Raw genomic sequence first — 26,068 nt, 5'->3', positions numbered from 1 at the left:
GGTCAAGCGTCTCCTGGCACACCTGATCACCACCCCGTTCGACCGCCTCGCGACCTGGGCCTGGTCACACTGGCGCCGACGCCATCAATACCGCGCCCGGCAAGCCCACTACCAGCGAAGAACTGCCAACAATCACGAAGTGCGGCTGGAGTACTAGACGTGAGGGTCTTGGGCGCCGTGAACTGCCGGCGCGAGCGCGCTCCTCAGACTCCGTAACGCGAGGCCCTCCCGGACAGCCCGACCGAGGAGGCGAGGCCGTGGAGCGGATCGTGCACCGAGCCGCCGGTCTGGACGTGCACAAAGATGTGATCGCCGCCGAGGTGCATCTTCCCGGCAACGTGCGGCCCGCGGCTGGACGGCGCCGTGGTGCGGCGCGCGCGATCTGGCCGGATTGATAGATCGGCATCGCCCCGGCCTTCTCTCCTCGTTCACCGCCTGTCACGCCGAGCGAAATTCTAGAGAATCTCTTGACTTCTCGATATTTTAGCTTAAAGTTGTGGGTAGAGCCAGGTGCCACATGCACACGGAGGTTGCCGATGTCTGACGACAAAGCCGGTCGCGGGGCCGCGATGCTCACGACCGGCAGCGGATCGACCTCGGATGTCACTGACACAGTGCGGGAGATGCTGGTGGCCCGGCCCGCTGTTACGTTCAACGAGTTCGGCTCCCCATAGCGGCAGCCGGGTGGCCGGATCCTCGCGCTGTCGGCTGCGGCGGAGGACCGTCCGGATTGGGCACAACTCGACCGCCACCGCTGCCGAGCCTAGGATCGGCGCACCGGCCGGTACCAGTTTCAGGCGGCAGGCGAGCGCTCGTTGCGCCTCTGCGCCGGCAGGGGCCGCACGACTGGCAGGTGTTCAATCCGGCTGTGGCTCGGTACCTCAAGCCGTATGGCTTACATGAGCGCGCTAGGTGACCACTCGCCAGAGAATCGCGTGGGCTGGACGGTCGGCGCGTTCGAGCGCGGCCCGCATGATCCGGACACCACAGCTGCCGGCGCTTCCGGACGGACCGACCGCGACCGGTGCTCAGAACAGCGCCGGCTTCCACGGCTCGCGTCCCGATTAAGGCGTCCCGATTAAGCAAGTCCAGCTACAGCAACCCCTTCGCGCCAGACCAACGGAGGTCATTCCATGGGCACGCAACTACCGCTCCGCCTGCACCACTACGGCTGGACAGTCGACGACCAGGAAGCCAACCGGCGCTTCTACGAAGACGTGATCGGCCTACCCCTGATTGCCACCTGGACGGAGATCGAAGAGATCAACGGGACCGAGTACGCCCTGTCCCACACCTTCTACGGCCTGGCCGACGGCAGTGCCCTGGCCTTCTTCCAGATGGCCGACCCCGAGGCCCAGCGGGGATTCAACACCGAGATCCACCCCACCCCGATCCGCCACGTCGCCTTGAAGGTGGAGCAGGAGACCCAGGACGCCATCCGCGAGCGCCTCGCAGAGGCCGGCTACGCGGAGCCGACTACTTTCGTGGTCAACCACGGCTACTGCGTTTCGCTCTACACCGTGGATCCCAACGGGCTGCAACTCGAGTTCGCCGTCGACCATCCCGATGTGGAACAGATCAACGCCGAACGGCTCCGCACGGCGCACGCCGACCTCGCTCGCTGGCTCGCCGGCGACCACGCCAGCAACAACGCTTGGCGCGCTCAGACGAACAAATAGCCGTACCGAGCGGGCGGCGCCGCCACTGGGCGAAGCACAGCCATAGCCCGCGTTGGTGGCTGGCCGCTTCGGCTCTGATAGTTACAATCGCGCCGTCGCCGGCCTGAAGGTGATCCATGAGCCATCATCTGATGGGCCGGCGACGCAAGCTCCGATCGCCTCCCCTCCCCCGGGTAGACGCGTGCGTGCGGTCCCAGGTTGTACCGCCAGAATGAGAGACGTCATGAAGTGGGCCACCTATATTTCTCCCGTGACCCGTGCCCACCGTGCCGGGCTGATCGTCGACGACCGGATCTTCGGCCTCGAGCAGGGAGTAAGCCTTCTCGGTCTCCTCGGCGACGACGGCTCGGCATTGGTGGCGGCAGGCGAAAGGGCAGTGAACGATCCCCGCGAGGTTGTCCTGGTCGAGGATGTCGAATTGTGCGCGCCGATCCCTCAGCCGCCGTCGATCCGAGACTCCGCTTCGTTCGAAGCGCATCTGCGCGAGGGGTTCGCTGCCCTCCACCTGCCGTTCGACTTCGACAATTGGTACGAGCACCCGATGGTGTACTTCACCAACCCGCACGGGCTGACCGGATCCGGTGCACCGATCTCGGCCGCTGCCGGTTCGCAGTGGCTGGACTACGAACTCGAAGTAACCGCGATCGTAGGCAGGGAGGGAACCAACGTCGATGTCGCCGAGGCGGAAGATCTGATCGTCGGTTACTGCGTCTTCAACGACTGGAGCGCGCGCGATATCCAGGGTTATGAGGTGAAGTTCCAGGTCGGTCCGTTCAAGACGAAGGACTGGGCGATGACCACGGGCCCGTTTCTCGTCACCAAGGACGAGCTCGAACCCTTTCGGAAGGGCAACTCGTTCGATCTCGAGATGAAGGCGTCCGTCAATGGTCGGCAGTACAGCAAGGGGAATCTGTCGGACATGTACTGGAGCTTCGCCGAGCTTGTAGCGTATTCGACTCGCGGAACCTGGGTAAAGCCAGGCGATCACATCGCGTCGGGCACAGTGGGCACCGGCTGCATTCTCGAGCTGTCCGCGACGAAAAGCCTGGAAGAATACCCATGGCTCGTCGTCGGCGACGAAGTAACCCTCGAAGTCGAGGGTCTCGGGCGGATCGTCAACCGCCTTGCCGAGCCACCCCCCATTCGGGAGTTGCACCGAAGGGCGTGAAGCCGTCGACGTTTCGCAGAAGCCGACATGAAAGACGGACGCATGTATATCGGTGACGCCTTGACACTCACGACCGTACCTGCTCTGCTCACGGCAAGGGCGGAGGCGAATCCCGACGATCGGTTCGTCGGGTTCGGGGACGAGTCGGTCTCTTACGGTCAGATGCGGGCCAGGGCGGAGCAGGCCGCGGCGTCCCTGGCCACGGCGGGCGTCGGTCGTGGGGACCGGGTCGCGATCATGCTCCCCAATTGCCTGGAATTCCTCGACATCTGGTTCGGAGCGGCCCTTCTCGGCGCGGTGTTCGTGCCGGTGAACATGGGTTTGAAGGGTGATGGTCTCCGCTACGTCGTCGAGCACTGTGAACCACAGGTGATCGTCGTCGACGAGTCCGTCGTGGCGACCTTGCGCGCCGCGCTGCCGGAGGGCGCCACCCCGGCGTTTTGTTTCGTTCGCGGTACAGCGTTTCCGGGATGGGCATCCCTCAGCCATTTCCTTGCCGGCTCATACGCCGCTCCCCGGCTGCCCGCTGTCTCATCCGACGAGCCGGCATCGGTTCTGTACACGTCGGGCACAACAGGACCGCCCAAGGGCGTCCTGAACTGTCACAACGCTTACGCCACCGCGGCGTACGAGTTCACGCAGCGCTGTGTGCGGGTCCGCGGCGATGACGTCCTGTACACGAGTCTCCCGCTGTTCCACGTGAACGCGCAGATGCTGACCACCTGCGGTTCCCTCGTCTCCGGGCGGCCGATGGTGCTGGCTCCGCGGTTCAGCGCGTCCGGATTCCTCGAGGACCTGCGCCGCACTGGAGCAACGGTGTTCAACTACATCGGCGCGATGCTCACGATGATCGCCAAGCAACCCGAGCAGACGGCCGACGCGGACAACCGGGTGCGCCTGGCTGTCGGCGGGGCCGCACCGGAGGCGTTGTGGCCCGCCTTCGAGAAGCGCTTCGGCCTGCGGCTCCTGGAGATCTACGGACTCACGGAGACGGCCACGTTCTGCCTGGGCAGCCCACCCGACGACATCCGGGTCGGGAAGCTCGGCCTGCCAACGAGCTGGTCGGAGGTGCGGGTCTTGAGGAGCGACGGAACCGAAGCGGCCGACGGTGAGCCCGGTGAGATAGTGATCCGGAGCAAGCGGCCGGATGTCCTGTTCCACGGCTATTTCAAGAACAGCGCCGCGACTCAGGCCGCCATGACCCTTGGCTGGTTCCACTCCGGGGACCGCGGAAGACGCGATCCTGACGGCTATTTCGTCTACCTCGACCGGCTCAAGGACTCGATCCGCCGCCGCGGCGAGAACATCTCCTCCTATGAGGTCGAACAGATCGTCAACGCTCATCCGTCCGTCGCCGAGTGTGCGGCGATCGGTGTGCCCTCTCCGCTCGGCGAGGAGGACGTCCTGATCGTGGCTGTGCCGAAGCCCGGCGCCGACCACCTCGATCCCGCGCAGCTCGTGGCATTCTGCGGCGAGCGCATGGCACCGTTCATGGTGCCGAGATACGTGCGCTACGTGGATCAGCTGCCGAAGACCGCCACCGAGCGTGTACAGAAGTACGTTCTGCGTGGGGTCGGTACCGCGGGATCATGGGATCGAGAAGCCCTGAATACCGACATCGCCTGACGGGTACCGTCCAGCCGGACGGCTCTCGGTCGGACCGGGAGGTCAGCTGGGGACTGCGAGCCGGGTGGCCGCCTCGTTCAGCGCGTCGGTGGTGCGCTGGATGTGCTGCGCGACCAGGCACGCCGCGTTCATCTCGTCGCGAGCCACCACGGCATCGAGGATCTGGCGGTGCTCCAGCGCGACGTCGCGGTCAGCGTCCGGGGCCATCGACCCGGACCACCACCGGTAGAGCGACGCCGTTTCGCGCAAGGACGTCGCGATGGACAGGAGCGTTCCGTTCCCGCAGCCTTGCAAGGTCGCGTGGTGGAACGCCTCATGCGCGTCGACCCAGTCATCGTTGATCTCCCCGGCCTCCGTCATGGCCGGGGTACGGGCGAGGGTGTGGTGTGCGGCGATCACCGACGACTCCCACTGGAGGTCGCCGCGCGCGATCGCGCGACGCACCACCAAGCTCTCGATCTCGACCCGCGCCTCGGTAATCTCGTTGAGGTCGGCCAGGTTCAGCGTGCGAACTCGAAAGCCCTGCTGCGGCAGGGCGACGGCCAGGCCTTGCTCGGCGAGGCGCATCAGCGCCTCGCGCACCACCGACTGGCTGACGGTGAAGCGGTCGGCCAGCTCGACGAAACGCAGCCGGGAGCCGGGCGGGAGCGCGCCACGGAGGATCTCCTTGCGGACTTCCTCGTAGACGAGTTCGGATCGGGTCGTCGAGATGCGGCTGGGCATGTCTCATGCTACCTAAGGATTATGGGATTATCTCGAGATATGGGGGCGAACACGGACCGGATCAGGTTCCCACGCCGGCCGGCACAAATCGCTGCCTGAGCTCGCCGATCCCTTCGACCCAGCTGCGCAGCTCATCGCCTGGCCCCAGGTAGCGCGGAGGCGTGCGGCCCGCTCCGACTCCCGACGGTGTGCCCGTGAAGATCACGTCTCCCGGGTACAGGGTGACGATCGTGGACAAGTACGCCACCAGTTGCGGGACCGAGTAGATCAGGCTGGACGTCCGCGCCTTCTGCATCTGTTCACCGTTGACGGCGCAGCCGATCTCCAGGTCGTCCGCATCGGGCAGCTCGTCGGGCGTGACAAGCACCGGCCCGGTCGGGGAGAAGCCGAGATGCGACTTGGCCAGGCTGAACTGCGGCACCGGCCCACGCAGCTGCAGCTGCCGTTCGGACAGGTCCTGGCCTGCGGTCAGGCCGGCCACGTGATCCCACGCCCGGACGGGGTCCACGCCGCGCGCGGTGCGCGAGACGACCGCCACCAGCTCGACCTCCCAGTCGACGGATCCGGCGGGCAACGGCACGTCGGTGACAGGTCCGGAGAACGAGCTGGGGTACTTGGCGAAGACGGTCGGCTCATCCGGCAGGTCAGTGACGCCCCCCTCGGCGGCGTGGTCCCGGTAGTTGAGGCCGATGGCGAAGACCTGATGGGGAGCGGGGGCCACCGGGCCCAGAAGCCGCGAGTCGCACATGCTCACTTCGGATCCAGCGGGGGCCGGCTCGCCTTGCCCCTCCGCCCATCGCCGCAGTTCGTCGAACGATTCGTAGGCAGCCTGCGGATCCGGGCCGAACCGGCCGTCGCTCGCGTCGGCGACATCCACGGGGCCGTCGGCGACGAGGAGGGTCAGACGACCGTCGACGTTGGCGATACGCATGGGCAACTCCCGCTGTAGGTGTGTCGTAAGTCGATGCCGAGACGGCGTCTCGTCCCTGATCACCCGTCACCGCTGGTGAGGTGGGCTAGAGAATGCTGCAGTCGGCCTTCCTTGATCGGGAGGCAGGAGTCGGGGAACTCGGGGACGATCTCGACGTCCATCGCGGCCAGTCCGTCGAGGAACGCCGGCAACCGGTCCATCGCCCCGGTGTCCATGTCGTGCACGACCACGACGGACCAGTCGGTGCGGGCGACGTCCGCCAGAGCGCGGTCCACCCAGCTCGTGGTGTTCTCCCAGTCGCGCGGCAGGCAGTTCCACAGGACGCACGTGTAGCGGTGCTGCCGCAGGTACCGCACGGCCTGCGGGCTGAACACACGCTTGTCTAGGACGCCGCCCGCGGCGTTGGGCCGGAACAGCCGCTCGCCTTCTGTTTCGCTGGTTCCGGCCAACGCGTCGATGTCGTGCTCGATGGCGGTGATCTCCGCGGCCACAGCCGCTTCGGGATCCTCGGCGGCGCCGAGTTGGAGCGCGTGGGTTGCCGTGTGATGGCCGATTCGGTGACCCTCCGCCACAGCCCGCCGCGCAAGGGCCAGGCCACCCGGCTGCTGCAGCTGGGTGCCGACCACGAAGAACGTGGCGGGAGTCCGATGGGCCGCCAGCACCTCGAGCACCTTGTCGGTGACGCCCGGGGTCGGCCCGTTGTCGAACGTGAGCGTCACTCGTCTGCGGTCGATCGCTTCGCCGGACATGGGGACCTCCACAAGGCTTCTCGACGTTGCTCGTATTATCGAGATTACTATCGTATAGTTGCAATAACAAGGAAATCTAGAGATTTTCCTGCTACCCTTCGTCGGTAGCCCCCAGCAAGGAGAGAACGCACCATGAGCGACCTGAAGATCGCGATCATCCTCGGCAGCACACGGCCCGGCCGCAATGGCAAGGCCGTGGCCGACTGGGTACTCGAGAAGTCAGCCGTCCGCACCGGCGCAAAGTACGAGTTGGTGGACTTGGCGGACTATCCGCTGCCGCATCTGGACGAGCCCCTCTCGCCGGCCCTGGGGCAGTACTCGGGCGAGCACACCAAGGCATGGGCCGCGACGATCGCCTCATATGACGGGTTCATCTTCGTCAGCCCGGAATACAACCACTCCACCTCGGGTGTGCTGAAGAACGCGATCGACTACCTGTACGCCGAGTGGCACAACAAGGCAGCGGCCTTCGTCTCCTACGGCACCCTTGGAGGCGTCCGGGCGATCGAACACCTCCGCGCGATCTGCAGCGAACTGCAGATCGCACACGTCCGCCAGCAGGTCTCGTTCTCGGTTTTCACAGACTTCGAGAACTTCTCCGTATTCACGCCTGGGCCCCAGCACGAGGATGCCGCCGAAGTCCTGTTCGACCAGCTCGAGTCGTGGGCCGACGCACTCCAGACGGTCCGCGGCTGAACTGGCGGCTGGTCTCCGACTGCCGGCACTTATCCGTGATCAGCCGGTCAATCTCCCCACCCAGCGGGATTCGATCATCACCGCTTCGGCTGGTGCTCGCGGGCGAGCCCGGCCAGTGCGGCCGAGATGTCGTCGTTCCAGTCCTGGTCGGCTTGGCATGAAGCCAACTCGCCGACGCCGCCACCGACCGGACCATACCGCCCTGGTGCGCAGGCGACGAGGTCTACGGCCGATCCGGCGAACTGCGCACCTTCCTGCAGGACAACGAGATCGGCTACGTGCTGCGCGTCGGGTGTGCTTTCACCACGAACTGGCGCCAGCGATCAGACTGCGCGCCGACGCCGTGGCCACCACGCACCTGAAACAGAAACGGCGGTGGCAGACCTGTTCGGTTGCCGGGTCCAAGGTGAGCGGCGCTACGGGTGGGCCTGGGTCGCGACCTGTTCCGTTCCGGGTTTGATGGAGTCCATCAAGCCTGGATGATGAGGAGCGATGGCCCCACCGAAGAAGTACCCCGATGAGCTGCGTGAGCGGGCGACCCGGATGGCCGTAGAGGCCCGCCGGGAACCGGCGTCTGCGACCGGTGCGATCAAGCGGGTCGCCGAACAGCTCGGAATCCACCCCGAGGCGCTGCGGACCTGGGTCAAACGCGCGGAGATCGATGCCGGCGACCGGCCGGGCATCACCAGCGGTGACGCGGAGCGGATGGCGCAGCTGGAGCGGGAGAACCGTGAGCTGCGGCGGGCGAACCAGATCTTGAGGTCAGCGGCCAGTTTCTTTGCAGCGGAGCTGGACCGTCCGTCGCGATGAAGGTCGAGTTCGTCGACTCCCAGCGGGAAGAACACGGTGTCCAGCCGGTCCTGCAGGCGCTCGAGCAGACGCCCGCCGAGATCGCATCGTCGACCTACTACGCCGCCAAGAGCCGTCCCGAGTCCGCCCGCGCGGCATCCGACCGGGTGCTGACCGACAAGATCGAGCAGGTGCACGAGGACAACTACGGCGTCTACGGAGCCAGGAAGGTCTGGGCCGAGCTGCACCGCCACGGCATCGACGTGGCCCGGTGCACCGTCGAGCGGCTCATGCGCGAGAGCGGGCTGCGTGGCCTGCTGCGCGACAAGTCGCCGCGCACAACACGACCGGCAGCGGAGACCGGTAGGCCCGCTGACCTGGTGAAACGTGACTTCACGGCGACACACGTGAACGAGCTGTGGGTGGCGGACATCACCTCGCCACCAACGAGGGGTGGGTCTACCTGGCCACGGTCATCGACTGCTACTCGAAAATGGTGGTCGGCTGGGCCATGGCCGATCACTACAAAACATCGCTGATCATCACTGCCCTGGATTCCGCGGCCGACACCATCGACATCCATCCAGGATGCATCTTCCATTCCGATCGCGGCGCCAACTACACGTCCTACGAATTCGCCACCACGCTCGCCGGCAAAGGCATGCGGCAATCCGTCGGACGCACCGGAGTCTGCTGGGACAACGCCATGGCCGAGTCCTTCTTCGGCACCTTGAAGAACGAGTGGACAAATCGCATGACGTTCACCATGCGCGCACAGGCACGACAGGAGGTTGTCAAATACATTGAAGGCTTCTATAATCGACAACGTCTCCACTCAGGTCTCGACTACAAGACCCCATTAGAGGTCCACAACGAGTACCTGAGCCGACAGCTTGCAGCATGAATTAGGTACAGGAAAGCTGTCCGGAAATGTCGGGGCGCCTCACTTCGCCCTGGCTCAGCGTCTCGAGATCCACCACACCCCCAAACACGGATCCTGGCTCAACATCGCCGAGATCGAACTCTCCGCACTGACCCGGCAATGCCTCGACCGCCGCATCGACGACCTCGACACCCTCAACGCCGAACTCGCCGCCTGGCAACGCACCATCAACACCGAACGGCGCCAGGTCCGCTGGCAGTTCACCACCGACGACGCACGCGTCAAACTCCGCCACTTATACCCCCAAGGGTTAGCCGCGACGATCTACTAGGTGCCCGGCGGCGTTACCGCCCAGGTGGCCCGGGCCGCCCGTCAGGTGGCGAGGTCGGCGGCGTGGCGGGTCCGCCGCGGCGCCGCGGTACCGGCGGTAGAGATCGTGGGCTACGGCGAGACCGTCGAGGATGGACGGGTGCGCGCGGAGGAGACCGCCGAAGTCTTCCGCGCCGCGTTCTCCGTCGAAGGCGCGCGGCTGGCCGGACTGGGGCTGCCGGTTCCGGTGCAGGACCTGGTGCGGATCACCGCGCGCGACTTCTCCGGCGTGCCGGGCGGGCGGTTGCCCGCCGATGTCGTCGTGACCGTCGACATGCCGCCGGGCGACCTGGGGACGGCGGCGCTGGCTGCGGGCGAACCCGAGTTGATCCGCCGCGCGTTCGCCGCGCTGGATCCCGGAGCGCCGTGAAGCGAGCCACCCTCGAGCGGGGACCGCGGTCAGCTCGGCTGCGGTACCACCAGTTCGGCCTGCTGCCGCTAGTGTACTTCGTCGCGTCGAGCCCGGCGATCCTGCTGCTGTGCGCGGTGGCCAAGGGTCTGGGCATGGGGCCGGCCGTGGCCAACGGGTTCGACCTGGTCAACCAGTTCGTGCCTGCCGAGTCGCTGACTGAGGGGGGATGACGTGGGTGTGGACCAGCCTGCCCGTCGGCTACGGCGTCGGCTCCGCGGTGGTCGGCGTGCTCGCCGACACGTTCGGCGCCCGCGCCGCGCTCACCGTGCCCAGCGCGTGCGGCTTGGCCGTCATGGTGTTCGCCGGAGTCCTCGGCGCGCGGGCCCGCAAGGCCGGCCGGGACCGCCGGTTCGCCTCCGCGGCGGACTGAGGACGTTCCACGTCGATGACGTGAACGTCGAAGAGGCGGTGAGCGCCGACGGCCAGGTGACGGGGCACGCCGGTCAGAACACCGGGATCTGGATGTCCCGGAGGTCGGTGCGGCCGGACATCCCCAGCTTCCGGTAGACGTTGGAGAGGTGGTATTCGATCGTCGACTCGGTCAGGTGCAGGGAATCGGCGATCTCGGCGTTGACGAGACCGGAACGCGCGAGGTTGACGACCTCGCGTTCCCGCGGAGTCAGCTTCGTGCTCGTGCGGGGGTGGGCGTCGCAGCGCCCGATCGCCCGGTCCAAGCGCGTCGCCCACGGCTTATGGTCCGTCGACCGGGCGGTTTCCCGCGAGTCCAGCATGGCGGCCATGGCGGCTGCGTGCTGTTCCTGAAGACCCAGCCGCACGCCGAGTTCGTACTGCGCGCGCATCAGGGTGCTGTGTGCGCCACTGCGGGCGAGCAGCCCGACCGCCTCCTGCAGGACAGCCGTGCCCGCCTCGCCGGCGGAAACGTGGGCGGACGCCCGCAGCGCGGTCCCGATCGCTCTCGGGGTCCCCCAACGACGAGCTTGGTCGAGCTCCCGTTCCGCGAGGAGGGCGGCGAGGGTCTTCCGGCCGGAGGCGGTCGCGCACAGCGCCGCGTGTGACTGCCACGGGATCACGGCGGGGTTGGTCACGCCCCAACCGGCGAATTCGCTCCCGCAGGCGATGAAGTCGTGATACGCCGCCTCGGCGCGGCCGGCGGCCTGGCGCAGGGCACCGCGCGCCGCCAAGACTTCGGCCCGGTCCACGACACCGGCCAGGTCGCCCTGGAACCCGTGGTCGTGGACGAGCACCTCGGCGCGGTCGAGTTCGCCGAGGTCGACCAGCGCGTCGATGGTCCAGGCAGCGGCGACCTCGGTGAACTGGTCTTGGACAGCGCTGCGGAGGAAGTCCTCGCAGATCCGGATGGCCGCCTCCGGCCGGCCGCCCAGGGCGGTGATCCGGGCGCGCAGGACGACGATCGCCGATGATTCGCCCCAGCCGGCGCGTGTCCGGGCGCGCTCGAGGTGGTGTAGCGCAGTCTCCCCTTCATCGGCGTAGGCAAGGGTGAGCATGCTGTACCAGAAGGTGCCGAGATCTCGCCAGGTGAACGACTTCAACGCCTTGTGCACCATCTCGACCGCGGTCTGCCGATCGGAGCCGCGGTTCACCAGCAGCATCGCGCACGTGGCGATCAAGCGTTCGGCCGGTACCGAGTGACCGTTCCGGCCGGCGGTCTGCGGGCCCGGACGTGGGCTGCCCGCGACGTAGACCAGCCCGCCGAGATCGGGCCCGACGATGTCGGGAGACGCGATGGCCAGCACGTCGCGCAAGGTGTTCATGGCCGCTTCGTCGGCCTCGCTCCAGCGACCCAGTTCGCTGAGCCGGGCCCGCTCCACCCGTGCTGCTTCCAAGGCGGTGAGCGCGGCCGCAGCGTCTTCGGGCTTTTCCGCTGTCGCCACCGCGCCTCCGTTCGCCTCCGGGTGTCGTCCCGCATCACCTGTTCAGGAGCCCTGACCACGCACCGTGGAGTGTCATCTCATCGTCGCACGACCGACAGGCGCAATCCCGACTCACCCGAAAGGTGGATGAAGGCGTGGTCGCCGCACGCGGTTCAAGCGTGGGGCATGGGGAGGTGCTCAGCTCGTCTTCGTCCAGCGGGGCGGTCTCCTAGCCGAGCGCGGCACCGGCCCGGCTGATGCGCTCCCGGCCCCACATCGGGATCGTGGCGGGGAAGTTGGCCACCAGGCCGGGAACCACCGCCCGGACCACGTGCACGCCCGCAGCAGCCATGTCGAAGGTCGTCAAGTCGACGCGGATGACTTCGAAGCCCTGTGCCTCGACCTTCGCCCGCAGCGCGGCGAGGGAACGGTCGGCCAGCCGGGCGGCCGGCTCCGCCTGCGGTGGCGCGTCCGTCCCAGACCCGATCCGCGACGTGCCGCGTCGCCCGCGGGTCGAGGTTCGCCTGCAGCTGGCACATCAGGTCGACCCCGTCGTGGAAGTCTTCGCGGTAGCTCGCGAGGTAGGCGCGGTCCGCTCGCCACTGCTTGAGGTTCCGGGCGCTCTGCACGTTCGCCCGACGATCCGGGCATAGGTCTGCTCGTCGTCCAGCGAACGGCAAGAGGTCTGCAGGCTGTATGCCTCGGCCACCGCCTTGAACGCCGCGTCCACGAAGACCGGGCGGACCGCGGTGCCGATGGTCACCCAGCCCGTCTCGCGGTCGCGCACCAGCCCCGCGGCGATCGGCACGCCGAACACGTTGGGGCAGCGCGAGCACGCGCGGTTCGAACCGGGTGCCAGAGGTGTGCATCCGCGACCAGACGTCCGGTGGGAGCGAAACCGGCGGCAACGCGACGCGGTGGCTCCACCAGGTCATGCTCGTGTCGCGTTCGATCACCTCTTCGAGTCCGGACACGGTCGCCGAGTCCAGCGACGTTCCAGCGGCGACACCGGTCAGGTTCGGGTAGCAGTACCGGGGCTCGTCCGGACGGTGGCGGTGCCAGTCGACGAAGGCCAGGAAAGCCGGCACTCAGACCGGCCGGTCGCGGGTCACCGACCTGCCGAGCACCCACGCGGCTTTGCTGTCGCGGCGGAACGGGGCGAAGGGGAACCCGCGGGTCGCGTGCTGCCGAGGGGAGTACAGCGCGAGCTTGCCGGGATGCACAGCGGTTTCGCCGGCCGCGCGAGAGCGTCGTAGGTCGTCGCGACGATGCGGGTGTGCGGCCCGGGCCAGTTGCCGCAGTACCGTTCGACGGCCTCGCCGATCGCGGCGGCGTGCGCACCCGCCGGACCGTCCCAGGAGGGCCCGAACGCCCGCCGGTCGTTCGGCCAGTCGAGCAGGCGTCGCATGTCGGCGACCTCGGCGACGGCCAGGTTCAGGTCTTTCGGGATCAGCGTTTCCTCGGCGGATACATCGCTGACTTCGAGAACGACCCGGCTTGCGGGTCGACGAGGCCATCCGGGAAATCGCCGACCGGTGTTGTCGGCGCTTTCCGATCCGGTAGCGGAAGCACTGGATGGCGTTCGACCGTGCGGTTCACCGAATCGAACTCGACTTCGGTGTTGTCGATCTCGGAATGGCCGGTTCCCGCTTCCAGTCACGATGCGAAAACGGCCGATGCGGACTTGGTGATCCATTGCAGCTCGTCTTCGGCAAGAGAATCGTCGGGGCGCTGCGCCCAGAAGGCGGTGTCCTCTTCCGGTGTGCGCGTCGCCGCCCGGCGGTGGCCGAGCAGGTCGCGGAAGCCCACCGTCGCTCCAGGGGTCACCGCCGGACCCAGGTATGCGCGAGAGCCGTGCGTGCGCAGGCGCACCCACGGGATCATGTCCGAGTACCGCTCGTCGAGCGCCAGCAGCTCGTCTTTCGCGGGGTGGTCGAACGCCGCGAAGACCACGTCGGCGCCGGCCGGCCCGGTCTGTAAGTCGAACCGCTCGGCCCGGCGGACCGTGCAGCCGGCGTTTCCGGCCTGGGAATGTCGATGTCGCTTTCTTGCTCCGGGCGCCGTCACCGCCCGCCGATCCACGCGGGCGGGCGACGGCGAATCGGGTCCCGGCATCCTCGATCGGCTGGGCTACCAGCTGCCGCCCGGGCGGCAGCGACGAGCCGGCGATATGGTGGGTCCTGGCTTTCCCCGGACCCACGCGGATCCTTATGGGATGCGGAGTCCGAGGGGCTCCGAAGCCGGCCACGGCCGATATGGACCGGACTGCGACGGCAGTCCGGCGAGCAGTGTGTTCCGCCCGACGCGAGAACCACGGGAGTGGGTGAGGGGTGCGGCGACCACCGTGCGCGGCCGCGCGAAGGACCGGGCGATGACCGCGGACCCGTCCTCACCGGACCCGGGCCGTTCGGTGGTCCCCGGCGGCGGAAGTATCCGGTGGCGGGTGCCGGTCCTCGGCTTCTTGGTGGTCTTCCTCGACGGTTTCGCGGGGGTGACGCTCAACGTGGTCGTTCCCACCCTCGTCCGCGAGTGGGGGGTCGATGCCGCCGGGTTCACGCTCCCGCTCGTCCTCACCGCCGCCGGGACGGTGGCCGGCTACCTTGGCTCGGGCTGGGCCAGTGCACGCCTGGGACGCCGCGCGGTGATCCTGGCGGGCACGGTGGTCGTAGCGGCCGGATCGGCGTGGGCCGCCACCACCGCCACCTTGCCCGTGCTCTCCGCGACGAGACTGCTGACCGGGCTGGGGCTGGGGCTCATCGTGCCGCCGATGACCTCGCTGGCGGTGGACCACGGGCCGCTGCGGCGCCGGGAGATGATCACCGCGATTGTCAGCCTGGGCCTCGGGGTGGGGCCGACCGTGGCGGGGAGCACCGCCGGTGGCCTGATCCGGTCTTTCGGCTGGGAGTCCGTGCTGTGGGTGGCGGCGGCCCTTCCCGTGCTGCTCCTTCCCGTGTTGTGGTGGGGGGTCCGGGAGCCGGCCGGCTCCGGTCACCGGAAGCGTGGCCGGGACACGGCCTCGGTCCGCCTCCTGTTCGCGCGTGGACGCCGTTCGGTGACGCTCCTGCTGTGGGCGATCTCCTTGCTGGTCATCACGTCGATCGGGGTGGTGACGACCTGGGCGCCGGTGCTCCTGGTGGACTACGGCACGAGCCCGGCCGGAGCTCCGGCGGGAATCGCCGCCTTCGGCCTCGGCGGAACGATCGGCGGCGCCATCCTGGTCCTGGTGACCACGCGGTTCCGGGCCGCGGACGCCATCGTCGTGACCGCGGCGATCGGCGCGCTCTTCCTGCTCGTCATCGCGCAAGCGCGCCCGGGCGGCATCGGCCTGCTGGCCCTGCTGGGCGGTGTCGGGTTGTGCCTGATCGCCACGGTCAACGGTCTCACCGCCGCTGCCGTGTCGAGGTACTCCGCTCCGCTGCAGACCACCGCGGTCGGCTGGACCATCGCTCTCGGTCGCTTCGGCGGGATCATCGGCCCCGCCTACGGCGGAGCGCTCGCGGCGCTGCAGTTCCCGTCGAGCCGCATTGTCCTGGGCACCTGCGCGATCATGGCGGTGACGGCATTGCTGAACGCAGTTCTGGCGGTCAACGTCCGAAGGTCGCGAACACCGGCGTGAGTCTCACTCGGCCCGGCGGACGGCGTGGAACATCCACATGTCCTCCCCGCCCCGGCCAGGCTGCCAGTGATCGGGTACCAGCCTGCCGAGGGAGTTCTCGTGCGCGGCGAACGTCGACTGCGTGACGTCCCACGTCGCCGGCGGCGGCCAGCGTGCCGGGGGTACGCCGGGGCCCAGTGCGGTGTGCGGCAGGATCCCGTCGCTGACGATGCTCGCGTCCCCGGGCGCTTCCGTCTCGGTCCGGTTCCGGGCGACGAAATCCGCTCGCTCGTGCGGGGTCGAAAGCGCGTAGTCACCTGTCAGGAAGATAAGGGGCGCCCCACCGGCGGCGATCTCCCCGACGACGTCGTCGCACGAGCGGCGGGTCCAGGTAGAACAGCAGCCCTTCGAGGAGCCAGGACGACGGCTGGGTGTCGTCGAAGCCGGCCGCCGCCAGTGCGTCACGCCACTCGCCCGTCGCATCGCCGATGACCTTGACGCGGTCGGCGGTCGGCGGCAGCCGGGCACGGGCGAGCAGCTCGTCCTTGAAGGCGTGGATCTCGGCGCTGTCGATCTCGAAGATCCGCGTGCCCGGCGGCCAATCCATCCGGAAGGCCCGGCCGTCGAGACCTGATCCGATGAGGACGATCTGACGGACCCCGGCTGTCGCGGCCGCCCGGAGGTGGGTATCGAAGAAGTGGCTGCGGACCATGACGTAGTCAACCATCATCCGGGTCAAGAGCGAAGTCGTGTTCACGCCGTCCGCAAGGTAGTCGAGGTCGTCATCGGGCACCTCGTCGGCCAGGGTGACGACGAGCTGCGCGAGCGGATTGTCGAACAGCGCGTCCGGGCGGCTGCCCTCGACTGCGCGCATCGCCGCTGTGGCCACCGCGCTGCCCGCGATGGATGCCGGAATTCTGAGCTTCTTCATGGATGAACCGTCGTCGAGGCGCCGCGACAGGGTGACCAGCAGGGCGAAGCCCTCGTCACCCATGATCCGCCGCGTCTCCCGGTCGATGCGCGCGAAGGACTCGCGTCCCCCGTCGAGGAGTTGCCGGCCCCCATCGGCGATGGTGATCAGCTCGCGCCTTCGGTTGGCCGGGTCGATCGTCTTGCCGATCAGGTCGAATCTCTCCAGTCCGGTAGCAGCTGGGTCATGTAGTTGTGCCACCGTCGAGGGACGCGTTGTGAACAAGATTTCCGCGGCCGTCTGGGGTGCCCCGGACGTGACCCACTATGGCACGGCCAAGGGCGGCGTCTTCGGGTTGACCCGCAACCTGGCGGTCGCCGGAGCCGAGCGCGGGATCGCGGTCAACGCCATCGCCCCAGCCGCGAGCACGAGGATGACGGACGCCACCGCGGCCTCGGTGGACCCCGAAGTCGTCGAAGCGATGCGGCAGACCATGCCGGCCGAGCTGGTGGCACCGGTCGCCCTGTACCTCGCGCACCCGGCGTGCCGGTCGACCGGCGAGACGCTCCGGGCCTCCGGTGGACGGGTTTCCCGGCTCGCAGTCGTCGGCAGCCGCGGTACCGGCGACCCGCAGCTGACCCCGGAGAGCCTCGTAGCCGGTCTCGACGACCTCCTCGATCTGTCGGACGGCGAGGTCGTGCCACTGCAGGGGTGACGGGGACCGTCGGTCGAAGGGGCGCATCCGCACCTCGATCGCGAGCTGTGCGGCGTCGATGTTCACCAGCGCCTCCGCCAGCGCGTCCGCCTCGAAGCTGCCGCCGTCGCGCGCGTCCAGCAGAGCCGCGCGTTGCGCCTCGAGCACAGCCAGCCGGCGGCGGCCGGTCGCCGCCGGATCATCGCTCGCTGGCGCGCCCTCGGGCTGAACCGGCCCCGGGACACTGTCCCCGGCCCGCCGCAACACCTCGAGCAGCCGCACCCGGTCGGCCTCGGCCTGCTCGTCGGCGACCTCCGGATCCGGCGACGGACTCGCGAGCACCCGCAGCAACGCACCGATCGTCCCGCCTTGGAGGAGCAGAGAAAGCGTCGCGACCGCGAACGCCACGAGCACGAGCACCGACCGCTGAGGCGTGTCCGCGGGCAGCGTCTGCACCGCGGCCACCGTCACCGCGCCGCGCATGTCCGCCCAGACCACCGTGGCACCCTCGCGCCAGCGAGCGGGACGCGGCGGAAGTATTCGATGTCGGCGAGAACCCGGTGATCCGGGAGGAGAACCAGTCGAGCTCACGCTGGGTCGCCGCGCGCTTCCGCCCCCGCGGATTGACTTCCGCGAACGCCTCCTCCTGTCCCTCCGGCGTCGTCAACCGCTGCTGGATGTCCGTCATCCGGCCCTGCATCACCTGGTGGCGCCGCCTGCCCAGGCACAGAAAGCCCAGCAGGGGCGCGACGTAAGCGGCACGGACCGCCACGGTCAGGATCAGGGCGCCGACCGCGACGAGCACGGCCGATCCGACACCGGCGTCGTCGTGTGAGACCCCGGCGATGATCGCCCGGATCTGCAATCCCATGGTCAGAAACACGGCGCCCTCGAGGACGAGTTCGACGGTCCGCCAGTTCTGCGAGTCCGAGAGCCGGTCGCGAGCGGACAGATCGCGTGGTGCGCGGATGCCGGTGACCAGGCCCGCGACCACCGCCGCCACGAGCCCGGAGGCGTGGAGCTCTTCGGCCGGCACCGACGCCGCGAACGGTACGGCGAACGAGATGACGGTGTTGACCGTCGAGTCGGTGATGCGGCGGCGGATCAGGAGGGCCAACCGGCCGGTGAGCCAGCCGACCAGCACCGCCACTGCCGCCGCGTACGCGAAAGTGCCGAGCGCACCCCAAAAGGAGAACGACGCGGCGATGGCGACGATGGCGGTGCGGAGCAGGACGAGCGCCGTGGCGTCGTTGAGGAGGCTCTCGCTTTCCAGCATCACCACGACCCGTTTGGACACCGCGGTCCGCCGGATGATCGAGGTCGCCACCGCGTCGGTCGGGCTGACGACGGCCCCGAGCGCGACGCCCCAGGCGAAGCTCAGCCCGGGGATGACGAGGGCGAAGAGCGCCCCGAGGATCAGCGAGCTGGCTACGACGAGCAAAACCGACAACCCGCCGATCGCCCGAATCCGCGCCGGAAGTTCATCGCCGGCATGGCGACCGCGGACGAATAGAGCAGCGGCGGCAGGATCCCGGACAGGTGGATGTCGACCGCGGCGAGCGGCGGCAGGAAGCTCGCGCCGACGCCGGCGACCACGAGGACCAGCGGCGCCGCGACCCCGAGGCGTGGGCCGAGCACGGCCGCGGCGGCGATCACCGCCAAGCCACTGACCAGCACTACGAGCAGTTGAGTCACGCGATCATTCTGGTAGGAAGCCGGCCACCGATCGGTCGCGCGGTACCGCCGTTGCGAACAGCACGTGGTCGTTCAGCCGGCGACAGGCGAACAGCTGGAAGCGACCTACTGGTGGCGCAACATCCGCGAGCGGCTCAGGTTCGCCCCAGCCGCGGCCGCCGGGTGCTGTTCGGCGCGACGGCGCTCGGCCGGAGGTCCCGCACACCGTCGTGTCACGTGCGCTAAACCGCCTCTACCAGCGCTCCGGGATCCTCTGCAACGTCGCGGACAGCGTAACGACGCTGCACGGGGCCTGAGTCAGCACTTCGAGCGGTACTGAATCGAAGTCCGCGGCTCGCTCCGCAGCCGAGGCCGCCGCCGGTGGCGGGCCCACCGCCGGGTTGTTCGGAGCGCAGGACGTGGGCCGGCCCCCTCACCAGTTGAGCCGGCGTCAGAACGTGGCGTCAATGCAAGCCAGACGGTCGCCTGCGGTACCCGCTTTGCCTGGCTCGGTGTGCGTGTGGCTCGCGTGGATGACCACCGCGTTGGCCTGGTGCGGGCGGAAGGTCCAGTCGGCCGAGGCGGACGCGGAGGCGTCACCGCTGTCGTCGGTGACGAGGTCGAGCCACACTTCGTTCTGCGCGTTCGCGAACGCGGGGTCCACCGAAGGGCTGACGGGATCCTTCTGGTTCTGGTAGTGCGGCCCCGAGTCGGCGGGCTTCGGGCCGCACGCCGTGGTGTGCACGTGGGCTCCGAAGGCGTGGTTCGGCGGGAGGCTGTGCACGTCCAGGCTGATCGTCGTCTTCCCACCCGTGACCGACGCTGTGACTGAAGCTTCCGCACCCACGGGAACCACCTTCGCGTCGTAGGTCACCGCTCCCGGCTGTGCGCCGGCGGTGGCCGGGTTGCCGAACTTCGCGTTCGCGAGCGGCGCGACGGCGGTGGTCGCCTGCGGGGCGCCCGGCCGTTCTTGCGAGCAGCCGGCCACCGCGCAGATGGCGAGCGTCACGCCCGCGGCGAAAGCAATTTTGTTGGTCATATCGTTCCTCCATGTTTTGTGCCGGCGCGATAAACCGGACCACGTCGATGATCACATGAGAGTGCCGGCACGATAACAGGTGGAGGAAATCGAGCCAACCGCGCTGCCTTGATTGCGCTGGCTGCCAGCGAAACGGTCGATTCCGCGTACTTTCGGCCAATCGATTTACCCCGCGGTCACCCGCCCGCGGCAACCTGCCTGCCGCGGGCGGGCATCGGCTACTTGTCCCCGAAGCGGATCGAGGCGACCTGCTTCTCGAACCCGATCGTGCCGAGATCGGCCACGCTGCCGGTAATGACGGCCGATTCCCCGGTGCAATTCGGGCCCTTCCAGAGCTTCACCGGGCCGCCGACCAGGACAATGGACACCGCGAGCTGGGGCAGGGGAACCGCGACGCACCCGGGACCGCGCACGCCGGCAGAGCCGTTCGGTTCCGTGAAGTTCTTGCCGGAGTCGATGGTCGCGGAGCCGTTGCCGAGCCGGACATCGGTGGCCGGCGCGGACGTGGGGGCCGCCGGAGGCGCCGCCGGCTGTGCGGTCACCTTGGTCCCGGTGGGCGACACGGCGAACCACGTGCCGCCCACCCCCTGGCCCTTGACGTCCCCGGGCTTGCTGTCGCCGCTGAACCGGTACACCGGCCAGCCGCCGATGGTCACCTGCCGGCGTCCGTCGGCCCGGGTGACGATGCCGACCGTCGCGGTGGACACGCCGTTGACGAAGATGCGCGAGCCCGGCTTCACGAAGACTGGCGGCCACTTGGTGGCGCAGTCACCGTTGCAGGTGGACGTCGGCGGCTTCGCGCTGTCCTTGTCGAAGCGGTACAGCGTCATCCCGGCGCCGTCGTTCACGATCGGGTTGAGCCCGCCGGCCGATCCCCGGGTGAGCTGGATCCACTTCATCGCCGCGTCGTCGGTGCGCTGGCCCTTGAAGTTGTCGCCGGCGGTCATGTCCGCGCCGTTTTCCTTGGCAGTGCCGGTCTTGTAATCGACGCCGGTCGCCTGATCGGTCCCCGTCGGCGACGCCTGCGTCTTGCCGCCGTCCGGGGTCACGCCGAACCAGGTGCCGCCGACGCCCTGCCCCTTGGTCTGCCCCGGCTGCGCGTCACCGCTGAAGCGGTACAGCGCCCAACCGCCGAGAGTGATCTGCGTGCTGCCGTCCTGGCGCTTCAGGAAGCCGACGGCGTCGCGGTCGACGCCGTTGAGGAAGATCTTGCCGCCGGGTTTCAGCGTAACCGGCGGCCACGTCTTGGCGCAGTCACCGTTGCAATTGGACGTTGGTGGCTTCGTGCTGTCCTTGTCGAAGCGGTAGAGGACGAAGCCTTTCGCGTTCAGCACCACCGGGTTCAGGGCGCTGGCCGATCCCGCGTCCAGTTCGACCCAGTCCGTGGGGTCCGTGCCCGGAGCGGCGAAATCGCCGGTGTTGTCCGGAGCGCTGTTCGCGCGGGCTGTGCCCACCTTGAAGTCGGCGAGCGCCACCTCCGAGCTGGCTCCGGTGCCGGGCGCCGGCTTGGCCGTGGTGTCCTCTCCCGACGCATTGCAAGCGGTCACCGCGACAACACTGGCTGAAGCCAGAGTAGCCAGTAAAGCCGTTCGAATACGAAACATTCTCACTTCCCTTCTGGGCTGACTCCGTCACCTCGACGAGAGCCGGATATTCTCCAAACGAGAGTGGAACTCGCCAAGGTTCACCTTTTGCGATATCGGTGGGAAGCGTGCCCATTCGGGCATGGCGCCTGGCTAATCTCCTCTTATCCGCCTCGTGTTTCGCAGAGTGGGCGCTCGCCAGGTGAGACGATGCCCCCGTGGTCAAAGGCGGTCGCCTGCCCGCAGGTCCGGACTTTTCCGGAGTTCGGTTTCGGGCGGTGCCGAAAACCGTTTACCACTTCGATGCCGAAGCTGTCCGACGTAAATCCGGTAAAATCGGGACGAGTGGTCCGGCCTGGGGCGGGGTGGGTGCGAAGACCTCAGCCGCGCTCATCCGGACGCGACCTGATACCCCGCTGCAGGTGCCGCATCAGGCTGTCGGCGAAGTCCTCGGTCAGCGGCTGGTCGGGGATCAGCAGACGGTGGTAGCCCGCTCCCCACACCTGGTCGACCACGGTTTCGGGGTCCACGTCGGCGCGGATCTGGCCCCGGGTCCGCGCCCGGTCGACGGCGAGCGCGCGCGGCGGGGGCCGGAGTACACCTCGCGGAAGGCCGCGGTCAGTTCGGGATCGGTCTGGGCTGGCCGATCAGTTCGGCGATGGCTCGTCCGGCGGGACCGCGAAGCACCTCGACGAACGAGCGCACCTGGGTCCGCAAATCGGCTTCGATGTCGCCGGTGTCGGCGACATCGAGCCGGTGTTCGACGGCGTGGCGGTATCCGTCGAGCGCCAGCGCGCGCCCTTCGACTGCCACCACTTGTAGAGCGTCACCTTGCTCGCCCCGGACGCCGCCGCGACGCGTTCCATCGTGAACGCCGCCATGCCCTCATCGAGCAAGAGCCGGCCGGCGGCGTCCAGGACCTCCGCCCGGACTTGGGCGGCAGGACGTTGTCCCCGGCCTCGCCGCACCGGGACGAGGGGTTCTTCGCGGGTCACCTTTGTCCTCCTTGGGGGCGACATATGAACGCATCGTACGCAGTAGTCGGTGACCTCGCGGAACTTCGAGTGTGAGCCAGGTCGCCGCCGCTTATGTGGACGAAGCGTTCATTTCCGGCTGGCTTCGTCGGAACCTCATCTCGGCACTCTGTGGTGCTGCTCCCGCTGACCGATGCGAAGCCTGCCACCGTCCCGGGCGGACGGGTCTGCATCTGGACCTCGAAGGTGACGCGTCTGCATAGGTCCTACCCGGAACGTTGCAGGTGACCACCGGGACCACCCCGGCTCGCCCATTGTGTACAGATGAGGTCTGGGTGATCGTCTGCGGCCAGACCGTGGTGATTGCGTCCGGCAGCATCGCGCAGGTACCGGCCACACGCTCGTGGACCGGATCCGGTGACACAGGTGAGGCCGCCCTCCGTAACCAGAAGGGCGGCCTCACCTGTGTCACACCGGGTCAGGACGTCGGCAGCCAGAAAAGGAGCCGATTCGGAGAGCCGGGGCCGGGATCGGTCACCTTGTTCTTCACGGACGCGTTGGTGATCGCGGTGGCCACTTCGGCCGGCTTCGCAGTTCGGTGGTTCTGCAGGTAGCGGGCCACAATGCCGACGACGTGCGGAGTCGCCATCGAAGTACCGCTGAGAGTGGCGCTCGCGGTGTCGCTGCCGTTCGAAGAAGACGTGATGGCGGAGCCCGGCGCGAAGACGTCCACCCCCGGGCCGAAGTTCGAGAAGCCGGACCGCACGTCGGTGGTGGTCGTCGAACCGACGGTGATCGCCTCGCTCACTCGGGCCGGGGACGAGCTCGAGCTGTCGGCGGATTCGTTGCCGGCCGCGATGCCGTAAGTGACACCCGAGTTGATCGACTGGCGGACGGCGTTGTCCAGGGTGTCGGAGATACCGCCACCGAGACTCAGGTTGGCCACCGCCGGGTTGGTGTGGTTCTTGGTGACCCAGTCGACACCCGCGATCACCCCCGCGATGGTGCCGCTGCCGGAGTTGTCGAGCACGCGAACGGCGTAGATCGTCGCGCCCTTGGCGATACCGTATTCCGCGCCGGCGATCGTTCCCGCGACGTGCGTGCCGTGGCCGTTGCCATCTTGTGCGACGGTGTCATTGTCGATGAAGTCGAAGCCGTTGCGCGCACGCCCGCCGAAGGTGCGGTGGCTGATCCGCACGCCGGTGTCGATGACGTAGACGTTCACCCCGGCGCCGGTGGTGGTGTACTCGTATCGCTGGTTCAGCGGTAGGCCGGGCTGCCCGATCCGGTCCAGGCCCCACGACGGCGGGTTGACCTGCGTCGTCGTCGCGTGCACAACTTGGTTCTGTTCGACCGAATCCACTTCGGGGTCCGCGGCGAGCCGTTTGGCCTGCCGTTCGGACAGCGTGGCGGAGAAGCCCTTCAGCGAATTGGTATAGACCTTACCGACTTTCGCGCCAAAGCGATTCGCCACTGCCTCCGGGTCACCTGCGTGCCGCAGCTTCACGATGTAGCTGTCGGGAATCGCCGTCGCCGAGCCCGCGGCGAGGATCCGTCCTTCGGCGGCTTGCGCGGGGGTCGCGATGAGGCCGATGGCGAGCGCGATCGTGCCCACCAGCCCGATTCTGGCGCCCGAGCGTTTACGCATCGTCTTCCGCATTCGTTCGTCCTGTCGTTCGTAGGGGACCGGCCGGTCAGGATCACCGTGGCGGCGGCGCGCCACCAGGATGCGGCGGGTTGGCGAAGCAACCCAGACGTGAAGAACGTTCATGTCCGTTGGGTAGCCGGCTCTGCACGTTCGGGCCGTCCTGAGGTGGCGCAAGTGATTCCGCCCGGCCGTTGGCGTATATGTGGGCGCTTCTCGCCGGACGCGGGCCCAGGGGGCAATGCCGGTATGGGTGCGTAGCAGGCCTAGACGCTGCTACGCACCCACGGGTGGGATGGATCAGGGAGCGTTCCATTTCTGGTTGGCCCCGCCGGTGCAGGTCCAGATCTGGAGCCGGGTGCCGTTGGCCGTCGCCCAGCCGGACGCGTCGAGGCACTTGTTTGCTTGCGGGTTCACGATGTCATGCGTCGGCGTGACCACCCATTGCTGGGCAGCGGTCCCGTTGCAGTCGAAGAGTTGGACCAGTGTCCCGTCCGCGTTTCCGGAACTCTTCACGTCGAGGCACCTGCCAAGCGCACGAAGAGTACCGTCGGCGCCCACGGTCCACCCTTGCGCGCCGGTGCCGTTGCAGTCGAAAAGCTGGATGGCGGTGCCATTCGCGGGTTTCGATCCGTCGACGTCAACGCATTTGGACCCGTTTCCGGTGACGCTGCCCACGCGACCGCTGGGTCCATCGGTCACGTGCACGTAATCGACGACCAACTGCTGTGGGAACTGCGTGCCGCTGGTGGGATTTCCGGGCCAGTCCCCGCCGACAGCCAGGTTCAGGATGAGGAAGAAGTTGTGGTCGAACATCCAGCGGCTGCCGTTCAGAGCGGCCGGGGTTCGCGTCTTGTAGAGATTGCCGTCGACGTACCACTTGATCTGGTTCGGCGACCAATCGACGGCGTAGGTGTGGAAGCCGTCGGAGAAGTTCGGACCGGTGTAGGCGGCGCCGAGGCCACCTGAGCCGGAGTAGCCGGGACCGTGAATGGTGCCGTGCACGGTGTTCGGCTCGAATCCGACGTTCTCCATCACGTCGATTTCACCGCTGTTGGGCCAACCGACGCTGCCGAGGTCGGTGCCGAGCATCCAGAACGCCGGCCACATCCCCTGTCCTCGCGGGAGTTTCATGCGGGTCTCGAAGTGACCGTAGGTCCGGCTGAACTTGCCGGCGGTGTTCAGTCGAGCCGACGTGTATTCGCAGCGGCCGTACCAGCAATTATAATTCGCAGGGTTTTCCTTCTTGGCGGTGATGATCAGATGTCCCTGGCCGTCGAGCCGGGCGTTGCCGGTGCCCGAGGTGTAGTACTGCCGTTCGTGGTTGTTGACGTTGTCGCCGGTCTCCGACTGCCACTTCGAACCGTTGACAGCGGCGCCCGCGGGGCCGTCGAAGTTATCCGTGAAGACGGTCGCCGCGGTGGCGGGTGACGGAGCCAAAACTTGTCCGAACGTCAGCAGGAGGCATGCGGCCAGCAGTGCTGGCCAACGTTTTCTTCGCTGCCAATGAGACATCGCCGATTCCTTTTTTGCGATAGTAAATTGCGCCTGTGATTGCGCGTGTAGGTCACGAAATTGTCCGCCGCTCAAGTCTGCCGGCATCGGGAAGAGGATTCAGGTCCGTGCCGCCCTATGGCGTACAGTCCCGCGTTTGGTGAGCGTGACTCTTTCGTGTCGAGACTGTAGCCGTTCGGTGGCTGGAGAGGTCCGGGGCGAGGCTGAGCAGAGGACAAAGGTCAGCATCCTTGCCCTGGTCTTCGCGGCCGATCGCCGCAACGTGCAGGGCCGAATGCACCAATGCGTGGTGCCGAGCCGCTCCTGATCACCGCGAACGACCTGCGAGCGGCAGCCGGTGACACCGACGAAGAGCGAGCGCTGCGGCGAAGACGAGATCCGGCGGCCCGGTGTGATGACCGCGCCCGGCGGTCGGCTGGTGAGGAAGGTTGCGCCGTGGTGTGGGGGGGGGTTGTCGCCCCACACCCGCATCAGGGCCCCCGGCGCGCCGCCCGGGGGGGGGGCCGCCGGGGGGGGCGGGGGCCCCCCCCGCGCCGGCCGCTTCGCCGGAGGGCTGGGCGGAGATGTACGTGCGCGCTTGGC

29 protein-coding genes and 3 pseudogenes are annotated in these 26,068 nt (G+C 68.0%); 14 read left to right on the top strand and 18 right to left on the bottom strand.

Going from position 1 to position 26,068, the window contains the following annotated elements:
- The first annotated feature begins 257 nt into the window (after positions 1 to 257).
- The 4 genes from AB0N03_RS31495 to AB0N03_RS31480 all read left to right on the top strand — a co-directional run bounded on the left by AB0N03_RS31495 (position 258) and on the right by AB0N03_RS31480 (position 4,473).
- On the top strand, positions 258 to 395 hold the full coding sequence (locus AB0N03_RS31495; RefSeq protein ID WP_364378976.1) for a hypothetical protein: 138 nt from the start codon (positions 258 to 260) through the stop codon (positions 393 to 395).
- A 738-nt stretch (positions 396 to 1,133) separates the two neighbouring features.
- A complete protein-coding gene (locus tag AB0N03_RS31490; protein WP_364378973.1) occupies positions 1,134 to 1,679 on the top strand; it encodes a VOC family protein in 546 nt (181 codons plus the stop codon).
- Between the two features lie 223 nt (positions 1,680 to 1,902).
- Entirely contained in the window at positions 1,903 to 2,847 is a 945-nt protein-coding gene (locus AB0N03_RS31485) for a fumarylacetoacetate hydrolase family protein (RefSeq protein ID WP_364378970.1), read from the top strand.
- Between the two features lie 27 nt (positions 2,848 to 2,874).
- Positions 2,875 to 4,473, top strand: coding sequence for an ATP-dependent acyl-CoA ligase (locus AB0N03_RS31480; RefSeq protein ID WP_364378968.1), 1,599 nt, complete (start codon positions 2,875 to 2,877; stop codon positions 4,471 to 4,473).
- 42 nt (positions 4,474 to 4,515) lie between these two features.
- Here AB0N03_RS31480 and AB0N03_RS31475 read toward each other — a convergent pair whose 3' ends face one another.
- The 3 genes from AB0N03_RS31475 to AB0N03_RS31465 all read right to left on the bottom strand — a co-directional run bounded on the left by AB0N03_RS31475 (position 4,516) and on the right by AB0N03_RS31465 (position 6,876).
- A complete protein-coding gene (locus AB0N03_RS31475) occupies positions 4,516 to 5,196 on the bottom strand; it encodes a GntR family transcriptional regulator (RefSeq protein WP_364378965.1) in 681 nt (226 codons plus the stop codon).
- A 61-nt stretch (positions 5,197 to 5,257) separates the two neighbouring features.
- Positions 5,258 to 6,127: a fumarylacetoacetate hydrolase family protein gene (locus AB0N03_RS31470; protein ID WP_364378962.1), complete on the bottom strand. Its 870-nt coding sequence runs from the start codon at positions 6,125 to 6,127 to the stop codon at positions 5,258 to 5,260.
- 59 nt (positions 6,128 to 6,186) lie between these two features.
- Entirely contained in the window at positions 6,187 to 6,876 is a 690-nt protein-coding gene (locus tag AB0N03_RS31465) for a polysaccharide deacetylase family protein (RefSeq protein WP_364378960.1), read from the bottom strand.
- A gap of 132 nt (positions 6,877 to 7,008) precedes the next feature.
- On the opposite strand from AB0N03_RS31465, the gene AB0N03_RS31460 reads away from it, so the two are divergent.
- From AB0N03_RS31460 to AB0N03_RS31425, 8 genes and pseudogenes are all read left to right on the top strand, one after another.
- Positions 7,009 to 7,572, top strand: a complete 564-nt coding sequence (locus AB0N03_RS31460; protein ID WP_364378957.1) for an NAD(P)H-dependent oxidoreductase — start codon at positions 7,009 to 7,011, stop codon at positions 7,570 to 7,572.
- Between the two features lie 492 nt (positions 7,573 to 8,064).
- Positions 8,065 to 8,382, top strand: coding sequence for a transposase (locus AB0N03_RS31455; protein WP_364378954.1), 318 nt, complete (start codon positions 8,065 to 8,067; stop codon positions 8,380 to 8,382).
- A complete protein-coding gene (locus tag AB0N03_RS31450) occupies positions 8,379 to 8,900 on the top strand; it encodes an IS3 family transposase (RefSeq protein ID WP_364378952.1) in 522 nt (173 codons plus the stop codon). The genes AB0N03_RS31455 and AB0N03_RS31450 overlap by 4 nt, the downstream gene beginning before the upstream one ends.
- Complete coding sequence (locus AB0N03_RS31445; RefSeq protein ID WP_364378949.1) at positions 8,855 to 9,265, top strand: integrase core domain-containing protein; 411 nt, start codon at positions 8,855 to 8,857, stop codon at positions 9,263 to 9,265. Before AB0N03_RS31450 ends, AB0N03_RS31445 begins: the two co-directional genes overlap by 46 nt.
- Positions 9,266 to 9,323: 58 nt before the next feature.
- Positions 9,324 to 9,575 (top strand): annotated as a pseudogene (locus AB0N03_RS31440) (IS630 family transposase); the annotation flags it as partial.
- Positions 9,576 to 9,983, top strand: a complete 408-nt coding sequence (locus tag AB0N03_RS31435; protein WP_364378947.1) for a hypothetical protein — start codon at positions 9,576 to 9,578, stop codon at positions 9,981 to 9,983. It begins immediately after the preceding pseudogene.
- The gene (locus tag AB0N03_RS31430; protein ID WP_364378944.1) at positions 9,980 to 10,195 is read left to right on the top strand and encodes a hypothetical protein; all 216 of its coding nucleotides are present in this window, start codon (positions 9,980 to 9,982) and stop codon (positions 10,193 to 10,195) included. Before AB0N03_RS31435 ends, AB0N03_RS31430 begins: the two co-directional genes overlap by 4 nt.
- On the top strand, positions 10,192 to 10,395 hold the full coding sequence (locus AB0N03_RS31425) for a hypothetical protein (protein WP_364378941.1): 204 nt from the start codon (positions 10,192 to 10,194) through the stop codon (positions 10,393 to 10,395). Before AB0N03_RS31430 ends, AB0N03_RS31425 begins: the two co-directional genes overlap by 4 nt.
- Before the next feature lie 73 nt (positions 10,396 to 10,468).
- On the opposite strand, the gene AB0N03_RS31420 is transcribed toward AB0N03_RS31425, so the two are convergent.
- From AB0N03_RS31420 to AB0N03_RS31395, 6 genes and pseudogenes are all read right to left on the bottom strand, one after another.
- The gene (locus tag AB0N03_RS31420; RefSeq protein WP_364378938.1) at positions 10,469 to 11,878 is read right to left on the bottom strand and encodes a helix-turn-helix transcriptional regulator; all 1,410 of its coding nucleotides are present in this window, start codon (positions 11,876 to 11,878) and stop codon (positions 10,469 to 10,471) included.
- A gap of 208 nt (positions 11,879 to 12,086) precedes the next feature.
- Positions 12,087 to 12,296 (bottom strand): YcaO-like family protein, encoded by a 210-nt coding sequence (locus AB0N03_RS31415; protein ID WP_364378998.1) that lies wholly within the window; start codon positions 12,294 to 12,296, stop codon positions 12,087 to 12,089.
- A 99-nt stretch (positions 12,297 to 12,395) separates the two neighbouring features.
- Positions 12,396 to 12,665, bottom strand: coding sequence for a hypothetical protein (locus tag AB0N03_RS31410; RefSeq protein ID WP_364379006.1), 270 nt, complete (start codon positions 12,663 to 12,665; stop codon positions 12,396 to 12,398).
- A gap of 136 nt (positions 12,666 to 12,801) precedes the next feature.
- Positions 12,802 to 13,080 (bottom strand): annotated as a pseudogene (locus AB0N03_RS31405) (YcaO-like family protein); the annotation flags it as partial.
- The gene (locus tag AB0N03_RS31400; protein WP_364379003.1) at positions 12,966 to 13,265 is read right to left on the bottom strand and encodes a hypothetical protein; all 300 of its coding nucleotides are present in this window, start codon (positions 13,263 to 13,265) and stop codon (positions 12,966 to 12,968) included. The gene AB0N03_RS31400 and the pseudogene AB0N03_RS31405, both read right to left, overlap by 115 nt.
- A gap of 248 nt (positions 13,266 to 13,513) precedes the next feature.
- On the bottom strand, positions 13,514 to 13,972 hold the full coding sequence (locus tag AB0N03_RS31395) for a hypothetical protein (protein ID WP_364378935.1): 459 nt from the start codon (positions 13,970 to 13,972) through the stop codon (positions 13,514 to 13,516).
- A gap of 256 nt (positions 13,973 to 14,228) precedes the next feature.
- Between AB0N03_RS31395 and AB0N03_RS31390 the strand changes: the two genes are divergently transcribed.
- Positions 14,229 to 15,473, top strand: coding sequence for an MFS transporter (locus tag AB0N03_RS31390; RefSeq protein ID WP_364378932.1), 1,245 nt, complete (start codon positions 14,229 to 14,231; stop codon positions 15,471 to 15,473).
- 292 nt (positions 15,474 to 15,765) lie between these two features.
- Here AB0N03_RS31390 and AB0N03_RS31385 read toward each other — a convergent pair whose 3' ends face one another.
- On the bottom strand, positions 15,766 to 16,446 hold the full coding sequence (locus AB0N03_RS31385; RefSeq protein WP_364378930.1) for an SAM-dependent methyltransferase: 681 nt from the start codon (positions 16,444 to 16,446) through the stop codon (positions 15,766 to 15,768).
- Between the two features lie 193 nt (positions 16,447 to 16,639).
- On the opposite strand from AB0N03_RS31385, the gene AB0N03_RS31380 reads away from it, so the two are divergent.
- A complete protein-coding gene (locus AB0N03_RS31380) occupies positions 16,640 to 17,077 on the top strand; it encodes an SDR family oxidoreductase (RefSeq protein WP_364378927.1) in 438 nt (145 codons plus the stop codon).
- Positions 17,078 to 17,255: 178 nt separating this feature from the next.
- On the opposite strand, the gene AB0N03_RS31375 is transcribed toward AB0N03_RS31380, so the two are convergent.
- From AB0N03_RS31375 to AB0N03_RS31340, 8 genes and pseudogenes are all read right to left on the bottom strand, one after another.
- Positions 17,256 to 18,497, bottom strand: coding sequence for a cation:proton antiporter (locus AB0N03_RS31375; protein WP_364378924.1), 1,242 nt, complete (start codon positions 18,495 to 18,497; stop codon positions 17,256 to 17,258).
- Entirely contained in the window at positions 18,485 to 18,751 is a 267-nt protein-coding gene (locus tag AB0N03_RS31370; RefSeq protein ID WP_364378921.1) for a hypothetical protein, read from the bottom strand. Before AB0N03_RS31370 ends, AB0N03_RS31375 begins: the two co-directional genes overlap by 13 nt.
- A gap of 430 nt (positions 18,752 to 19,181) precedes the next feature.
- Entirely contained in the window at positions 19,182 to 19,769 is a 588-nt protein-coding gene (locus AB0N03_RS31365) for a superoxide dismutase family protein (RefSeq protein ID WP_364378918.1), read from the bottom strand.
- Positions 19,770 to 19,987: 218 nt separating this feature from the next.
- A complete protein-coding gene (locus AB0N03_RS31360) occupies positions 19,988 to 21,316 on the bottom strand; it encodes a hypothetical protein (protein WP_364378915.1) in 1,329 nt (442 codons plus the stop codon).
- A 416-nt stretch (positions 21,317 to 21,732) separates the two neighbouring features.
- Positions 21,733 to 21,912 (bottom strand): annotated as a pseudogene (locus AB0N03_RS31355) (TetR-like C-terminal domain-containing protein); the annotation flags it as partial.
- A gap of 58 nt (positions 21,913 to 21,970) precedes the next feature.
- Positions 21,971 to 22,168 carry a hypothetical protein gene (locus AB0N03_RS31350; RefSeq protein WP_364379001.1) on the bottom strand — a complete coding sequence of 66 codons (198 nt, stop codon included), beginning with the start codon at positions 22,166 to 22,168 and terminating at the stop codon, positions 21,971 to 21,973.
- A 636-nt stretch (positions 22,169 to 22,804) separates the two neighbouring features.
- A complete protein-coding gene (locus AB0N03_RS31345) occupies positions 22,805 to 24,097 on the bottom strand; it encodes a S8 family peptidase (protein ID WP_364378912.1) in 1,293 nt (430 codons plus the stop codon).
- A gap of 174 nt (positions 24,098 to 24,271) precedes the next feature.
- Entirely contained in the window at positions 24,272 to 25,486 is a 1,215-nt protein-coding gene (locus AB0N03_RS31340; RefSeq protein WP_364378995.1) for a family 16 glycosylhydrolase, read from the bottom strand.
- Positions 25,487 to 26,068: the final 582 nt, after the last annotated feature.

The organism is Amycolatopsis sp. NPDC051061 (genome assembly GCF_040682935.1).
Lineage (GTDB): Bacteria > Actinomycetota > Actinomycetes > Mycobacteriales > Pseudonocardiaceae > Amycolatopsis.
This window is presented reverse-complemented; position numbering and strand designations above follow the sequence as displayed.

Bases quoted from the DNA above. Each gene is read 5' to 3' on its own strand.
- AB0N03_RS31490 (WP_364378973.1), top strand. From the start codon at position 1,134: ATGGGCACGCAACTACCGCTCCGCCTGCACCACTACGGCTGGACAGTC.
- AB0N03_RS31485 (WP_364378970.1), top strand. From the start codon at position 1,903: ATGAAGTGGGCCACCTATATTTCTCCCGTGACCCGTGCCCACCGTGCC.
- AB0N03_RS31480 (WP_364378968.1), top strand. From the start codon at position 2,875: ATGAAAGACGGACGCATGTATATCGGTGACGCCTTGACACTCACGACC.
- AB0N03_RS31475 (WP_364378965.1), bottom strand. From the start codon at position 5,196: ATGCCCAGCCGCATCTCGACGACCCGATCCGAACTCGTCTACGAGGAA.
- AB0N03_RS31470 (WP_364378962.1), bottom strand. From the start codon at position 6,127: ATGCGTATCGCCAACGTCGACGGTCGTCTGACCCTCCTCGTCGCCGAC.
- AB0N03_RS31465 (WP_364378960.1), bottom strand. From the start codon at position 6,876: ATGTCCGGCGAAGCGATCGACCGCAGACGAGTGACGCTCACGTTCGAC.
- AB0N03_RS31460 (WP_364378957.1), top strand. From the start codon at position 7,009: ATGAGCGACCTGAAGATCGCGATCATCCTCGGCAGCACACGGCCCGGC.
- AB0N03_RS31455 (WP_364378954.1), top strand. From the start codon at position 8,065: ATGGCCCCACCGAAGAAGTACCCCGATGAGCTGCGTGAGCGGGCGACC.
- AB0N03_RS31450 (WP_364378952.1), top strand. From the start codon at position 8,379: ATGAAGGTCGAGTTCGTCGACTCCCAGCGGGAAGAACACGGTGTCCAG.
- AB0N03_RS31445 (WP_364378949.1), top strand. From the start codon at position 8,855: ATGGTGGTCGGCTGGGCCATGGCCGATCACTACAAAACATCGCTGATC.
- AB0N03_RS31425 (WP_364378941.1), top strand. From the start codon at position 10,192: ATGACGTGGGTGTGGACCAGCCTGCCCGTCGGCTACGGCGTCGGCTCC.
- AB0N03_RS31400 (WP_364379003.1), bottom strand. From the start codon at position 13,265: ATGCGACGCCTGCTCGACTGGCCGAACGACCGGCGGGCGTTCGGGCCC.
- AB0N03_RS31395 (WP_364378935.1), bottom strand. From the start codon at position 13,972: ATGCCGGGACCCGATTCGCCGTCGCCCGCCCGCGTGGATCGGCGGGCG.
- AB0N03_RS31390 (WP_364378932.1), top strand. From the start codon at position 14,229: ATGACCGCGGACCCGTCCTCACCGGACCCGGGCCGTTCGGTGGTCCCC.
- AB0N03_RS31385 (WP_364378930.1), bottom strand. From the start codon at position 16,446: ATGGGTGACGAGGGCTTCGCCCTGCTGGTCACCCTGTCGCGGCGCCTC.
- AB0N03_RS31365 (WP_364378918.1), bottom strand. From the start codon at position 19,769: ATGACCAACAAAATTGCTTTCGCCGCGGGCGTGACGCTCGCCATCTGC.
- AB0N03_RS31345 (WP_364378912.1), bottom strand. From the start codon at position 24,097: ATGAACGTTCTTCACGTCTGGGTTGCTTCGCCAACCCGCCGCATCCTG.
- AB0N03_RS31340 (WP_364378995.1), bottom strand. From the start codon at position 25,486: ATGTCTCATTGGCAGCGAAGAAAACGTTGGCCAGCACTGCTGGCCGCA.